This window comes from Pseudoxanthomonas sp. OG2 (genome assembly GCF_014192765.1).
GTDB lineage: Bacteria > Pseudomonadota > Gammaproteobacteria > Xanthomonadales > Xanthomonadaceae > Pseudoxanthomonas_A > Pseudoxanthomonas_A beigongshangi.
Window position 1 is genome coordinate 258,256 of the sequence record NZ_JACHYM010000002.1, and the last position, 14,904, is coordinate 273,159.

The 14,904-nt window shown below is 65.4% G+C and carries 8 protein-coding genes and 1 pseudogene; 3 read left to right on the plus strand and 6 right to left on the minus strand.

Going from position 1 to position 14,904, the window contains the following annotated elements; translation table 11 throughout:
* Positions 1-121: 121 nt before the first annotated feature.
* The 6 genes from FHW78_RS14155 to FHW78_RS14180 form a co-directional block, all read right to left on the minus strand.
* Complete coding sequence (locus tag FHW78_RS14155) at positions 122-3,187, minus strand: TonB-dependent receptor (protein WP_183641909.1); 3,066 nt, start codon at positions 3,185-3,187, stop codon at positions 122-124.
* Positions 3,188-3,490: 303 nt separating this feature from the next.
* Positions 3,491-6,469 (minus strand): TonB-dependent receptor, encoded by a 2,979-nt coding sequence (locus tag FHW78_RS14160; RefSeq protein WP_183641914.1) that lies wholly within the window; start codon positions 6,467-6,469, stop codon positions 3,491-3,493.
* A gap of 88 nt (positions 6,470-6,557) precedes the next feature.
* Complete coding sequence (locus FHW78_RS14165; RefSeq protein WP_183641919.1) at positions 6,558-7,589, minus strand: LacI family DNA-binding transcriptional regulator; 1,032 nt, start codon at positions 7,587-7,589, stop codon at positions 6,558-6,560.
* 492 nt (positions 7,590-8,081) lie between these two features.
* On the minus strand, positions 8,082-10,367 hold the full coding sequence (locus tag FHW78_RS14170) for a glycoside hydrolase family 3 N-terminal domain-containing protein (RefSeq protein WP_183641923.1): 2,286 nt from the start codon (positions 10,365-10,367) through the stop codon (positions 8,082-8,084).
* Between the two features lie 111 nt (positions 10,368-10,478).
* Complete coding sequence (locus FHW78_RS14175) at positions 10,479-10,754, minus strand: BolA family protein (protein ID WP_183641928.1); 276 nt, start codon at positions 10,752-10,754, stop codon at positions 10,479-10,481.
* Positions 10,751-11,050, minus strand: coding sequence for a YciI family protein (locus FHW78_RS14180; protein ID WP_141453122.1), 300 nt, complete (start codon positions 11,048-11,050; stop codon positions 10,751-10,753). Before FHW78_RS14180 ends, FHW78_RS14175 begins: the two co-directional genes overlap by 4 nt.
* Positions 11,051-11,435: 385 nt before the next feature.
* Here FHW78_RS14180 and FHW78_RS14185 point away from each other — a divergent pair, with 385 nt between their 5' ends.
* From FHW78_RS14185 to FHW78_RS14195, 3 genes and pseudogenes are all read left to right on the plus strand, one after another.
* Positions 11,436-12,341, plus strand: coding sequence for a ScpA family protein (locus tag FHW78_RS14185; protein WP_183641932.1), 906 nt, complete (start codon positions 11,436-11,438; stop codon positions 12,339-12,341).
* Between the two features lie 46 nt (positions 12,342-12,387).
* Positions 12,388-13,077, plus strand: a pseudogene (gene scpB, locus FHW78_RS14190) (SMC-Scp complex subunit ScpB); the annotation flags it as partial.
* Positions 13,078-13,253: 176 nt separating this feature from the next.
* Positions 13,254-14,888, plus strand: a complete 1,635-nt coding sequence (locus FHW78_RS14195; protein ID WP_183641937.1) for a pseudouridine synthase — start codon at positions 13,254-13,256, stop codon at positions 14,886-14,888.
* Positions 14,889-14,904: the final 16 nt, after the last annotated feature.

Consider the following 14,904-nt stretch of genomic DNA (forward strand, 5'->3'; position numbering starts at 1 on the left):
GGAAATGGGAGGAGCCTGCGTGTCCCGCCGCTCCCATTTCCCGGGAGCGGCGGGCTAACGCGGGAAGACCATTGCAAGGCGTTGCCGCGACACCCGGAGAGAGGATGCCGCGGCGCGGCCGTCAGAACTTGTATCCGATTTCGACGTTCACCGTGCGCGGGAAGTAGTAGACATTGCCGCGCTTGGCGATCGAGATATCGGGATCGTAGTTTCCGTTGCTGCCGAAGCTGTTATACGAGTAATCCATGTAGTTCTTGAAGTTGAATGCATTCAGCAGGTTTGCCCGGATGGTCAGCTTGGTGTCGCCCGGCATCGCGAACTCCTTGGTCGCCTGGAAGTCCACCGTGCGGTAGCTGAAGATCTTGCCGCCAATCAGGAACTTGCCATTGGCCGGCGGAGTGAAACCCACCAGTTGGCAGTTCGAGCCGTCCCACGCCGTGTAGCCGAAGCAGGCGATGGTGTTGCGCGGGGTCGGCGTCTCCAGGACGATCTTGGCGCCGAAGGTAATACCCCACGGACCGTCCAACGAACCCGCTGCGGTGAAGCGATGCTTGGGCGCGTTGCCCGACTTGACGAATGGCACGTAGCCCAGCCGGGATTTGTCGAAGTAGGCAAACGGATCTTCCGCATTGGTGCTGTTCTGACGACCCTGCGTGTGGGTATAACCGAAGTTCACGCCCCAGCCCGAGGCCTTGGTGTATGGCTTCTCCAGCGACAGCAGGATCTGGGTGTTGTTGCTCTCCACCCCGTTGTCACCGACGATCGTGCCGCCATAGCCCGGCACGGTGCCGCCCCACGGTGCGCCACCGTTGCTGAAGAACGAACCGTCCGGATGGCGGTTGGCCAGGGTGAAGCCGAACGCATCGCGCGACATGATGCGCTGGATGGTCACGTCCGACAGCCACTCGCCAATCTGGTTGGTGATGCCCAGGCTGAACTGATCGGAGTACGGGGTCTTCAGCTTGTTGTTGAGCATGAAGACTTCCGCGCCGCCGCGGCCGGCGATGGCCTCGCCGAGCACGTCGATGCCGCCCAGATAAGCGGGATCCCACGGCAGGCAGCGTCCCGTACTGGCGGGTTCGCGCACGCACTGGCCGGTGAGCGGGTCCTGGAACTCGAAGCGCACCAGCGACACCGCAGACTTGGTCTTCTCCAGCGCCAGATCCTTGAACAGGTTGCGGTCGTAGGAACGGCCCGCGCCGCCGTGGATCACGTGGCGCTCGTCGCCGAAGATGTCATAGGAGAAGCCGAAGCGCGGCGCCCAGGCGTCCTTGAAACCCTTGCGGTTGTGGCCGTTGCTGATGTAGTCGGCCGGATTCAGCGCATCCTTGCCACCCTTCAGCCAGCGATTGATCCACGGTTCCCCCGGATTGTCCGGATCGGGGCCGTACAGCGCCGCCAGGTAGGCCGGCGAGGTCACGTGATCGGTGTAGGCCGGCACATCTTCGTAATCCCAGCGGATGCCCAGGTTCAACATCAGGTGTTCGTTCACCTGCCAGTCGTCCTGGATGTAGAAGCCGTACTGCTTGGCATCGGTCTTGACCAGCGCCGACTGGCCCGGCTCGTCAAACGGCGCCAGGAACTCCACCCGGTACGGGATATCCGACACCACGCCGGTGACGGGGTCGAAGGCGTAGGTGAATTGCGGGTTGTATGGCTGGCCGTCGCTGGACGTCAGATCGATGGACTTGAAGCTGACGCCCATCTTGATCGTGTGATCGCCATTCCACTGGAAGCTGTTGAAGGTCAAATCATCCTGGATCGACCAGCCCTTCTGGATGGCACTCTTGACACTGAAGCCGTCGGCAGGCCCCAGATTGATCAACGCACGCTCTGCCGGCTCCGGTTGGCCGGTATCCTGCAGCCAGGCGATCTTGCGGCCGTTGCCGAAGCCGAACGGATTCGGGTTGTTCTCGGTCCGCTCGGTGGTGACGATCAACTCGTTGAAGAAGCGATCACCGCTGTGCTGCCAGCGCAAGTTGGAACGCTTGTCCTTGTTGATGCGTTGCTGCCCATGCTCCGGCGTGTCCTGGCCACCGATGTTGCCGGCTTGGGTTTCGTCACGGTACTGGGCGCTCAGTTCCAGCCGATCGCGCTCGTTGAGATCCCAACTCAACTTAGCGAAGTACAGGTCCTCGTCCAGCGGAACATAGGCGGCACCGAATTGGGACCGCAGATCCGCGGGTAGAAGATCGCCGACATTTCCGGATTCGGCCGATGGCTGGACCGTCTGCGCGTAGATATTCTCCTTGTTCTCGTAGGCGAAGAAGAAGTGCATGCGATCCTTCAGGATCGGCCCGCCTACCGCCAGGCCCCACTCCTTGATCTGCGACTTACCCTTGTCCTTGTTCCACTCGTTGGGCAGCTTTTGGCGCATGCCCTCATCGGTGTAGTGATAGAACAGCTCGCCTTCGAACTCGTTGGTGCCAGAACGGGTTGCCGCGGTGATCGCCGCGCCGCTGATCTGGCCGTACTCGGCCTTGTAGTTGGAGGTGATGACCTTGTATTCGCCGATCGCCAACTGCGGGAACGGGTTGCCTGCGCTCTGCTGCTGGCCGGCGATGCCGCCGCGCTCCACATAGCTCTTCTGGCTGACGCCGTCGATGTACAGGTTGGTCGAGCTGGTGTTGGTCACGCCGCTGCGCAGTTCGGCCGTACCCTGGTTGTTGATCTTGAACTGCATGCCCGGAATGGTGTCGGCGAACTCCAGGAAGTTGCGGGTCGCCTGCGGCAGCGTTTCGATCTGGCGTTGGGAAATGGTGTTGCCGACTTCCGAGGTGCGCACGTCGCGCAGCAGCGGCGCGGAGACCGTCACCGTATCCAGGTTGGTGGCATCGCCGGACGGCGCCGCCACCGGCGCGCCCGTATCCAGGTTCAGGGTCGAGCTGGCCGCCACCGCCAGGGTCACGGTCTGGGAAGCGCCCCCTGCCTGCACGGTGTAGGTGCCCGGCGGCAGCCCGACCAGCGTATAGGTGCCACTGGCCGTGGTCTGGGTGCGGCGAACCGCGCCCGTGGCGACATTGGTGGCGACGACTTCGGTGTTCGCCGCCGCACCGGCCACCTGGCCGCGCAGGGTGGCACCGGTGGACTGGGCGAATGCGGGCGTGCTCATCACCAGGCAGCTCGCCAGCGCGCACGCCAGGAGCGTGCGATTGGGTCGGGAAGCGCTTCGATTGCGATGTGTCATGTCATGTTTCCAGATGTGTGGACGTGTTTCACGGCGTGTTGTTTTGGAACAGTGTCAGGTGTTGCGTATGCGTACTCGTCTAGCCGTCAACCGCTGCCCCGGACGCGAAGCCGGAACCGCGGTTCGCCTCCGTCACCGTGCGGTGGTGTGCACTACACGACGGACAGCGCTGTCATTCAGAAGTCTCGGGTTTGCGGCATCGGTGTGGGTGGGCCTCGTTTGAAATCGTTTACATGTCAGGGCAAATTTTTTTTGCTGACCGGCGGCCGGCATCCCCAGGATGCCGGCACCTGGGTTCTCGCCTTACCAGTCCAGTCCGAACGACAGCTTGAAGGTGCGCGTCGGCCACAGGATTTCGTCGCCATTGCGCTTTCCGAACTTCGGATTGCGTGGCTCCCCTGCCGCACCCCGCCAACCCTCGAACTGGTTCCAATTGCGCCAGTTGAATACGTTCAGCAGGTCCGCGCGAATCTTGAAACGCAAATCCGTTCCGGTATTCCAGCGCTTTTCCAGCGCCATATCGAACTGCTTGTAACCGATCGTGCCTTCCGGCTCGAAGGGATCGTAGAAACAGAAATCGGCCGAAGGTGCATCATTGCAATTGGTGGCGTCGCGCGGCGTCGGCGTTGCCAGCACCAGCTTGCCGCTGAGCATGGTGTCCCAACCCAGGTCGTAGATGCCAGACAGGACCAGGCGATGCTTGGGCACGCCGGTGGACATGTAGTAGCGGCTGGTCAGGCGCGGCCCGTCACCATAGAAGGTCTCGCCGTTCGAGGCATTGGTGCGGTTTTCCTTGGCGTCGCTGTAGGTGTAGGCCAGATTGAAACCCCATCCCGACTCTGCGGTATAGGGCTTATCGAGCGATATCAGCAGCGAGTTCAGTTTGTACTCGATGCCGTTGTCGCCCAGGATCAGCGAGCCGTATCCCGGTATTCCGACCGTCCATGGCTGACCTCCCCAGGTCGCGCCTGGATTGCGGAAGAAGGAACCATCCTCCCAGCGGTTGCCCAGCCGGAAATAGATGCCGTCCTTGCTGACGATGTGCGACAGGGTCACGGAGGAATTCCACTCGTGGCCCCACAACTGGAACAGGTTGCGCATGCCCAGGCTGTACTGATCCGAGTACGGCGTCTTCAGATCATTGTTCAGCAGATTGACCTCTCCTCCCTGCCTCGGATTGGCGGCAAGGTAGGCGGCGATTCCAGCTGGCGTCAGCATTGCAGGATCGAAAGGAATGCAGGTCGCCGAAGGATCGCAGGAGTGCAGCGGCGTCGGGAAGTTGACCTCGTATGACGTGAAGGCGCCCGCGTAATACTCACGCGCCATCAAATCGAACAGATTGCGATCATAGGCGCGTCCGGCGCCACCGAAGATCACATGCCGCTGATCGCCGAAGAGGTCATAGGAGAAGCCGATTCGGGGTTGCCAGGCGTCCTTGAAATCCTTGCGTTTCCCGTTGGGAATGAAATCGTTGACGTTGAAATCCGTATTCTGGATGTTCGCCCAGTTCTGCAGCGCAGCGATCAGATCGTCGGAGATCGCATAGTCGGTATAGCTGGGATTTTTTTCGTAGTCCCAGCGCAGGCCGATGTTGAGGGTCAGCTTGTCGTTGACCTCCCAATCGTCCTGAATATAGATGCCAAATTGCTTGTTCTTGGACTCGACGAACGGCGCCCGACCAGCCAGCGGCGCGGTGAACTCGACGCGATAGGGTTGGGTCAGGCTTTCGTTGACGTCGAAGTAGTACTGCGGATAGGGCGGGTTCTGCTGGAATGCGTTGAGCTCGACGTCCTTGTACTTCACGCCCATTTTCAGGGTGTGGCCTTCGAAGCCGAAATAGGTCAGATCATCCTGGAATCCGAAACCCTTTTGGCCCTTGTCCTGGAACGTGGCTCCGCCTCCAAGGTTGAGTACGCCCAGCCGCGGATTGCCGGTCGGATTGTTGGGATCCACGATCGTGTAGCGGAAGCCCGGCCCCGCGGTCACCGGACTGGGGTTGTACGCGGCTTCCTCGAAGGTGATGTGGGCGTCATTGAGCCAGTTGGTCGAGCTGAACTGGTAGCGCAGGTCGCCACGCTTCTCGTCGTTGACGAAGTTGGTCGAGAACGAGGGCGCGCTGATGTCGCTGCCCGGGCTGATGGAGTCTTCCTTGCGGTAGCGCAAGGTCAATTCGAACAGGTGCGCGTCACTGGGCTGGAAGCTCAGCTTGCCGAAGTACAGATCCTGGTTAAAGGGAACACTGTATCCGCCGTATATCGAGGCAAGCTCCGGAGGCAGCACGCTGGGATCGAACACGGCCGGCGGCGTCACGTTGCGCGGGACGATGAACTCCTTGGCCTCGTAGGACAGGAAGAAGTGCAGCATGTCCTTGATGATCGGCCCACCAAAGGTCACGCCGTACTGTTCGGTAACCTCCGGCGATTTGTAGCCGCGCTTTTCTTCCACCACGTTTGGCTTGCGCCAGCTGTCCGAGGTACGGTCCCAGAAGAAGCTCCCGGAGAACTCGTTGGTACCCGACTTGGTGACTGCAGTGACCGCGGCACTGCTGATCTGGTCGTACTCGGCCTTGTAGTTGGACGTGATGACCTTGTACTCGCCAATCGCCGACTGGGGAAACGGATTGCCGCGGCTGTCGTCTTGGCTGGTGATGCCGCCCGGGGTGACGTAGTTCTTCTGGCCGACGCCATCGATGAAGACATTGATGTTGCTCGAGCCCTGCGCACCACTGCGCAATTGGCTTTCCGAACCATTCGGGCTGCTGATGAACTGCATGCCGGGAACGGTATCGGCGAAGGCGAGGAAATTGCGCGAATTCTGCGGCAGCGCCTCGATCTGCTTGCTGCTCACGTAGGTCGCGATTTCCGAGGTCTTGGTTTCGACGATCACCGGCGGCGCGGTCACGCTCACCGTGTCCAGCGTCGTCGCCTCGCCCGCGATTGGCGGAGTCGCGGCGGCGGTCGCCAGGTTGAGAGTGGCGGTCTGGCCCACCGCCAGAGTCAGGTTGCGGCTGGTGCTCTGCCCGCCGGAAACCACGTCGATGCGATAGCTGCCCGGCGGCAGGCCTGCAATGTTGTAGTTGCCGTTGGATGCCTTCACCGAGCGGGTAAGGCCGGTGCCCAGGTTGGTCACGGTGACCGTGGACTCGGCTTGGACCGACCCGCGCAAGGTGGCGCTGGTCGATTGCGCGAACACCACCGGTGCGCTCATCGCCAGGCCACTGGCGAGCGCGCAGGACAGGATCCTGCGGGCGAAACGGCGGTTGCGAGTTTCCGGGTGCCTCATGACTCTCCCTCCCAAGGCAGTGGACTTGCAGTCAGTTGACTCGATTGCTTCTGAAATCGATTACAAAATCGGCTTAAAAAAAACCGGGCTATGGCTGCGCCTGGGGCCTCCCGTCCTGGGTACGTCCTCCACTCGATTCCCGGACAATCAGGTCCGGCACCAGGGTCTGCGCTTCATTCGACATGCTGTTCTCCGCATCGATGCCATCCAGCAGGCGGGTCATCGCGTGACCGCCCAGTTCGGCAATGCTGACCCGCATCGTCGTCAAGGGCGGGTGAACGAAGCGCGCGAGCGGAATGTCGTCGAAGCCGGCCAATGCGATTTCACCGGGCACGTTCACGCCCGCTTCGTTCAATGCGTACAGGCATCCCAGCGCCATCATGTCGTTGGCGGCGAACACCGCATCCGGGCGCTGTTTCGAAGAAACGATCTGCTTGCCGGCTTCGTAACCGGTCGCTTCGCTGAAGTCGCCAGGCAGTTCCCACGCCTCGCCCTTGCCGGCGATCGCATCGCGATAGCCACGCAGGCGTTCGCGCGCGTCGAAGTTGTCGTCGGGCCCGCCGATGAAGGCGATGCGGCGATGTCCGGCCTGCAACAGATGCTCGGTCATCGCGCGGGCGCCGCCGTAGTTGTCGATGCTCAGCACCGGATACGGCGCGCCGTCGAGTTGGGTGTTGATCAGCACCACCGGCAGCGCCGATGGCAGGTTGTCGGTGAGGAAGCCGGGTCGATCCGCATACGGCGACAGCACCAGCAGGCCGTCGACGCGGCCACGCATCGCGCGCAGCGCCTCGCCCTGCTCTTCCGGATGGCCGTGGTAGCTGGACACCAGCAGATGCTGGCGGCGTGCGCGGGCGACCTGGTCGATGCCGCGGATCAATTCGGAGAAGAATTCGCCGTACAGGTCCGGCAGGACCACGCCGATGGTCTGGGTACGGCGGCTGCTGAGGCTGCGGGCGGCGGCATGCGGCTGGTAACGCAGGCGGTCGGCGGTTTCCACGACGTGGCGACGCACCGTCTCGGCCACGTTGTCGTGTCCGTTCAGCGCGCGCGACACCGTGGCGACGGATACCTTCGCCTCGCGTGCCACATCTTTGATGGTGACGGCCGTTCGCGCCATTGCACCGCCCCTCCGCGGTCATGACTGCAATTGAAGTGGACTGTAAACGTTTTCAAAACGAGATGTAAAGCCCAGGTTAGATACTCATGACAGCGCAGTCATTTCAACTACTTAACGGCTTCTTTCCATTCTTTTTTTGCTGCGCCGCAATAGAAATGCGCTGACATGACGCGTTCCTGACCTCCCCGGGACAGTGCCCGGACAAATCGGGACTTGGATTGGCCGGGATGCCTTTCCCAGCTTGGACATCATCATCCCGGCAAACGCCAGGGTCCGTGCCGCTGGTCGCGCTGGCCGGCCAGTCCCTGCCCCAGGACTGGATGGATTCCAGTGTCCGCCGGAATCACGGTAAACCTCCCCGAGGCCTTGCCAGAAAGGCGGCACGGCGGGACATGACGGGGCGGGCCAAAGCCCATCCCTGCCATAAAAAACGCGCGCAGCCGATGGGCAGCGCGCGTCTCCGGTAACGCGGAAATGGCGGCGAGCTTTAGCTCACTTCGCGGTCACCTCGAACTTCGCTTCCAGCGTGTCCACCGAATTGCCGCCGGCGAACACGGTGAAACTGCCGGGTTCCACCACCCGCTTCATCGCCGCGTCGTACATCGCCAGATCCTCGAAGCCCAGCTTGAAGGTCAGCGTCTTCGACTGTCCCGGCGCCAGCTCGACGCGCTCGAAACCGCGCAGCAGCTTGACCGGACGGGTCACCGAGGCGACATCGTCGCGCACGTACAGTTGTACCACCTCGGCACCAGCGCGCTTGCCGGTGTTGGTCACGGTCACGCTGACTTCCTGGCTGCCGTCGGCGGCGATGCGTGGATGCTTCACCGCCAGGCCGCCGTACTGGAACGTCGTATAGCTCAAGCCATGGCCGAAGGCGTACAGCGGGGTCCACGGCACGTCGATGTACTTGGAGGTGTAGCGCTCGGTCTCGCTCGGCGGGCGGCCGGTGTTCTTGTGCGCGTAGTAGATCGGCACCTGGCCGACGGTGCGCGGGAAGGTCACCGGCAGCTTGCCGGCCGGATTGAAGTCGCCGAACACCACGTCGGCGATGGCGTTGCCGCCCTCCACGCCCGGGAACCACGCTTCCAGGATCGCCGGCACGCGTTCGCGCAGCGGACCGATCGACAGCGGACGACCGTTGAGCAGCACCGCCGCGGTCGGCTTGCCGACCTTGGCCACCGCATCGGCCAGCGCCTGCTGGGCACCCGGCAGATCCAGCGAGGTGCGGTTGCGCGCTTCGGCGCTCATGTCCGGGTGCTCGCCCAGGAACAGCAGCACCGCGTCGGCCTGTTGGGCCGCCTTCACCGCCTCGGCAATGCCGGTGGTCTCGCCGCCTTCCAGCGTGGTGCCTTCGACGTACACGACTTGGGTGCCCGACCCCACCGCCGCGCGGATGCCCGCCAGCGGTGTGATCGCGTCCTCGTCGCGGCCGGCGCCGGCCCAGTTGCCCAGCATCGCCCGGCGCAGGTCCGCCAGCGGGCCGATGACCGCCAGCGTCTTCACCTTCTGCTTGTCCAGCGGCAACACGCCGCCGGTGTTGTCCAGCAGTACCATCGACTTGCGCGCCATCTCGCGCGCGGCCTTGCGGCTGTCGGCGGTCAGGGTGCGCGCCTTCTCGCGCTCGACATCGCAGTAGCGGTACGGATCCTCGAACAGGCCCATCCGGTACTTGGCGCGCAGCACCCGGCGCACCGACTCGTCCACGGTGGCGATCGGCAGCTTGCCGGCCTTCACCGCCGCCGGCAGATCCTTCACGTAGATGCGGCTGACCATGTCGATGTCCACGCCCGCGCGCAGGCCCAGCACGCCCGCGTCGGTGCGATTCCCGGCCACGCCGTGCTTGATCAGTTCCTCGACGCCGGTGTAATCGCTGACCAGCAGACCGTCCCAGCCCCATTCCTTGCGCAGGACGTCGTTGATCAGATCGCCGTTGGCATGCATCGGCACGCCGCCGACTTCGTTGAACGAAGCCATCACCGACTCCGCGCCCGCGTCCACCGCGGCCTTGAACGGCGGCAGGTACACCTCACGCAGGGTGCGTTCGGAGATGTCGGCGATGTTGTAGTCGCGGCCACCCTCGGCCGCGCCGTAGGCGACGAAATGCTTGGCGGTCGCCAGCAGGGTGTCGCCATTGCCCAGTTGCTTGCCCTGGAAGCCGCGCACGCGCGCCGCCGCCAGCACCGAGCCCAGGTAGGGATCCTCGCCCGCGCCCTCGACGATGCGGCCCCAGCGCGGATCCCGCGCCACGTCCACCATCGGTGCGTAGGTCCAGTGGATGCCGTAACCGGCGGCCTCCCAGGCGGCCACGCGCGCGGCATTCTCGACTTCGACCGGATCGAAGCTGGCCGATTCGCCCAGCGGCACCGGGAAGATGGTGCGGTAACCGTGGATGACGTCGTAGCCGAACATCAGCGGGATGCCCAGGCGCGATTCCTCGACCGCGATGCGCTGCAGGCGGCAGGTCAGCTCGGCGCCCTGGGTACCCAGGAAGGTACCGATCTCGCCGTTGCGGATCTGGTCCTCGCCGCCGGCCATCGCCTGCGGGCCGGTGTCGTTGCCCAGTCCGGGCGGCTGGTTGAGCTGGCCCAGCTTCTCCTCCACGGTCATCTTCGCCAGCAGGGCCTCGACGAAGGCCGCCTCGCCGGCGGGAGCCTGCGGGGTGCGGGCACCGACGGCCGGGGCGATCAGCGCCGTGGCGATCGCCGCCGCCAGCCACCCGTGGCGGCGCGCGCGCGGTCGGGCGCCAGCGGACTGGCCGGCGCGGGTACGACTGTTCATGTGTTTCCACCTCCCATGGACAAGGGGCGGAATGTAAACGTTTTCAGCCTACCCTGCAAAACCGCCCGCCGGCTCCGGATCGGGGAACCGGCGATGGATGCTTCGCGAGGCTCAGCGGGCTTCGCCGGGGGCCGAGGCGTGGATGGACAGGGCGTGGATGTCGGTGGTCATCATCTCCCCCAGCGCGGCGTAGATCGCCCGGTGGCGGGCCAGCGGCGCGCGTCCGGCGAAGGCGGCGCTGACGATGGTGACATCGAAGTGCCCCCGCCCGTCGCGGGCGCCGGCATGGCCGACGTGGCGATGGCTGTCGTCCGCCACCTCCAGCCGCTCGGGCTGGAACGCCTGTTCCAGCGCCTGGCGGATGCGCTCGACCCGCTCGGCGGTCACGGCAGCACCTTGCGGAACGGGCGCACGTCGACCCGCGCGTACACCCCGGCTTCCATATAAGGATCGGCCTGCGCCCAGGCCTGGGCCGCGGCCAGCGACTCGAACTCGGCGATGACGATGCTGCCGCTGAAACCGGCCTCGCCCGGATCCTCGGCGTCGATGGCCGGGCACGGGCCGGCGAGCAGCAGGCGGCCCTCGTCGCGCAGCGCGGTCAGCCGGGCCAGGTGGGCGGGACGGGCGGCCATGCGCCGGGGCAGCGCGCCTTCGGTGTCATGGCCTTCTATGGCATACCACATGGGTTCACTCGCTCGGGTCGGGAATGAACGGATTGTACGGGCCACCCGCCCGGTGGTGCTGGACAGCGCCGGGCGCAGCGCTTACTCTTGCCTCCACTGCACGGCCGGAAGCAGCGGCCCGTCAGGGGATTTCCCAGGCACTGCGCCGGACCGGCCGGCCAGCCGCCCAACGACGATCGATTCGCTGCCACCACCCGCCCGCGCCGACGACCTCCTCGCTGTCGGCCGCCGCCTCTTTCGCGGCGAGCTCCTCTACGGCGTGATGACATGTTTGCTGTACGGAAGCGTTCGCCCGCAAGCCCCTGGTCGGCAATGAAGACCATGGCGTCCCTGCGGCGGCGCGTGCAATCGAAGGCATTGTGACCCGCACTACGGCTGTTTCTTGATGAGCTCCGAACTCGCGCAAGACGCGACCCCGACAAGCCAGTCCACGCACCCGCAGCAGCAGGAAATGCCGCTGGCCGTCGTGCATGGGCAGCCGGTGCTGCAGATTCCCCAGGATCTGTACATCCCGCCGGACGCGCTGGAAGTCATCCTGGATGCCTTCGAGGGTCCGCTGGATCTGCTGCTGTACCTGATCCGCCGGCAGAACCTGGACATCCTGGACATCCCGGTGGCGGAAATCACCCGCCAGTACGTGGACTACATCAACGTCATGCAGGAGCTGCGCTTCGAGCTGGCGGCGGAATACCTGGTGATGGCCGCCATCCTGGCCGAGATCAAGTCGCGGATGCTGCTGCCGCGGCCGGTCAACGAGGAGGGCGACGAAACCGACCCGCGCGCCGAGCTGGTGCGCCGGCTGCAGGAGTACGAACGCTTCAAGCAGGCCGCCGAGGATCTGGACACCCTGCCCCGCCAGGATCGCGACACCACCCCGGTGCAGGCGCACGTGCCGGACCGCGCCGCGGTCAAGCTGCCGCCGCCGGTGGAGCTGAAGGAAATGCTGCTGGCGCTGCACGACGTGCTCAAGCGCGCCGAGTTGTTCACCGGCCATGCCATCAAGCGCGAAGCCCTGAGCGTGCGCCAGCGCATGGGCGACGTGCTGGCGCGGCTGGACGACGGCAGGTTCCACCGCTTCGAGTCCATGTTCACCGCCGAGGAAGGCAAGCTGGGCGTGCTGGTGACCTTCCTGGCCATGCTGGAGCTGGCCAAGGAGCAGTTGCTGGACATCGTGCAGGAAGCCCCGCTGGCGCCGATTTACGTCAAGTCGCTGGCGCTGAACAACACCAACGAACCGCTGCAGTTCTCCAGCGAGTTCGACGACAGCGACGCCGCCGCCAACGACGCCTGACCGGCGCGTCCCCTTTCCATCCGCCCGAACCCACGCAAGCGCTCGAATGGATCAATCGCTCATCAACCGCATCGTCGAGGCCGCCCTGCTGGCGGCCAACCAGCCGCTGGCGCTGGCCCAGCTGCACGGCCTGTTCCCGGAAGAGGAACCGGCGCCGGCCGGCAGCGTCGAACGCGCGCTGGAGGAACTGCGCGACGGCTGCGCCGAACGCGGCGTGGAACTGGTCGAGGTGGCCTCCGGCTTCCGCTTCCAGGTCAAGGCCGACGTGCATGCCTGGGTCGCCCGCCTGTGGACCGAGCGCAAGACCAAGTACACCCGCGCCACCCTGGAAACCCTCGCGCTGATCGCCTACCGCCAGCCGATCACCCGCGGCGAGATCGAACAGGTCCGTGGCGTGGCGGTCAGCAGCAACATCATCCAGGCGCTGGAAGAGCGCGAGTGGATCCGCGTGGTCGGCCACCGCGACGTGCCCGGCCGGCCGGCGCTGTTCGGCACCACCAAGGGCTTCCTGGATTACTTCGGCCTCAAGCGCCTGGATGAGCTGCCGCCGCTGTCGGAACTGAAGGACATCGGCGAACTGGAACCGCAGCTGCCGCTGGATGGCGCGCCGGTTCCGGCCGGCGTCGCCCTCGATGCGGAAGACGGCGCCGACGACGCGGATGCCGCCCCGCTCGACACCGAAGCCGGTGACGAGAACGAAGACAACCCGACAACAGCGGATGCCCTGGGCGAAGACGCCCCGGCGCAGCCGCAGGAAGACGCCACGGAAGGCGCACGCACAGACATCGAAACCGCGCAGGACGACGACGCGGAGACACACGAACCGGCCGCCGCAAACGAAAACGAAGGCGACGCCGATATTTCCCCGGAAACCCAGGATGACGACGCGGAAGCCTCGTCGGAGCAGAAATCATGAGCAATACCCCCCGCAACAAACTGTCGCTCAAGCGCGACGCCGCCGCCGAAGCCCCCGCCAACAAGCTGGAGGAGCGCCTGCACAAGGTGCTGGCGCAGGCCGGACTGGGCTCGCGCCGCGCGCTGGAGCAACGCATCGCCGACGGCCTGGTCAAGGTCAACGGCGAGACCGCCCAGGTCGGCATGAGCGTCAAGAGCGGCGACAAGATCGAACTCGATGGTCGCCAGTTCGTCGCCAGCGCGCTGACCGAACCGGCGCGCGTGCTGATGTACAACAAGCCCGAAGGCGAAGTGACCACCCGCGAGGATCCCGAAGGCCGTCCGACCGTGTTCGAGGCGCTGCCGGTCCTCAAGGGCGCGCGCTGGATCGCCATCGGCCGCCTGGACATCAACACCACCGGCCTGCTGCTGCTGACGACCGACGGTGAACTCGCCAACGCGATGATGCATCCGTCCTACGAGGTCGAGCGCGAATACGTGGTGCGCGTGCGCGCCCCGGAAGGCCAGGAAACCGTGCCGGACAACATCGTCGATCGCCTGCATCGCGGCGTCGCGCTGGAAGACGGTCCGGCCAAGTTCGATGAAATCGAACGCATCGGCGGCACCGATTCGCACGACTGGTTCCGCGTTGTGGTCAAGGAAGGCCGCAACCGCGAAGTGCGCCGCCTGTGGGAATCGCAGGGCTGCCAGGTCAGCCGGCTCAAGCGCACCCGCTACGGCCGCATCTCGCTGCCGCAGCCCCTGCTGCGCGGCCAGTCGCAGGAACTGTCCGACGCCCAGGTCGAAGCACTGCGCAAGGAACTGGGCCTGGAAGACGGCGCCCCCGCCGCGCTGACGCTGCAACCGGTGATCGGCCAGCGCCGCGCCGCCAAGTCCACCGTGCACGTCTCGCGCGAAGGCCGCAGCCAGGGTTACGTCAACGGCCACAACACCGCCGACGAAGGCCGCGAGCTGCGTCGCTTCGATCACGTGCGCGAGGATCGCGGCCGTGGTCGCGGCAAGAAGCCGCACGGCGGCCTGACGGTCAGCGGCGAAGCCGCCGCCAAGCAGGCGCAGAAGCCGTTCAAGCAGCGCAAGATGAAGGGTCCCAAGCCGTTGCCGGATGGCAATCCGGCCGCGTTCCGCAGCTGGTACGTGCCGGAAGGCGTCGATACCGGTCCGACCGGGCACCGCAACGCCGGTCCCGGCCGCAAGGGTCCGGGCGGCGGTGGCGCCGGCAAGCGTGGCGGCAACCGTCCGCAGGGCGGCGCCGGCTTCGGCAACGAATACGGCGGCTTCGGCGGTGAATCGCGTGGCCCGCGCGGTCCGCGTGGTCCTGGCGGCGGCGGTGCGGGCGGTGGTGCCGGCAAGCCGCAGCGTGCGGCACGTCCGTACGGCCACCCCGGCAATGCACCGAGCTTCCCCTCCGATCACGCCACGCCCGGTGGCTTCAGCCCGTACGGGCAGCCGCGTGGTCCGCGCCCGCAGGGTGGTCGTCCCGGCGGCGGCGGCAACCGTCCGCAGAACGCCGGCCCGCGTCCGGGTGGCCGTCCCGGCGGTGGTCGTCCGGCCGGTGGCCGCGGTCCGGGCGGTCGTCCCGGCGGCGGTGGCAATCGCCCGCGCGGCGGCGGCGGCGGCGGTCATCACGGCTGATGCGAATCGAGAAGGC

Coding starts and splice junctions, on each gene's coding strand:
- FHW78_RS14185 (WP_183641932.1), top strand. CDS start 11,436: ATGAGCTCCGAACTCGCGCAAGACGCGACCCCGACAAGCCAGTCCACG.
- FHW78_RS14170 (WP_183641923.1), bottom strand. CDS start 10,367: ATGAACAGTCGTACCCGCGCCGGCCAGTCCGCTGGCGCCCGACCGCGC.
- FHW78_RS14155 (WP_183641909.1), bottom strand. CDS start 3,187: ATGACACATCGCAATCGAAGCGCTTCCCGACCCAATCGCACGCTCCTG.
- FHW78_RS14160 (WP_183641914.1), bottom strand. CDS start 6,469: ATGAGGCACCCGGAAACTCGCAACCGCCGTTTCGCCCGCAGGATCCTG.
- FHW78_RS14165 (WP_183641919.1), bottom strand. CDS start 7,589: ATGGCGCGAACGGCCGTCACCATCAAAGATGTGGCACGCGAGGCGAAG.
- FHW78_RS14180 (WP_141453122.1), bottom strand. CDS start 11,050: ATGTGGTATGCCATAGAAGGCCATGACACCGAAGGCGCGCTGCCCCGG.
- FHW78_RS14195 (WP_183641937.1), top strand. CDS start 13,254: ATGAGCAATACCCCCCGCAACAAACTGTCGCTCAAGCGCGACGCCGCC.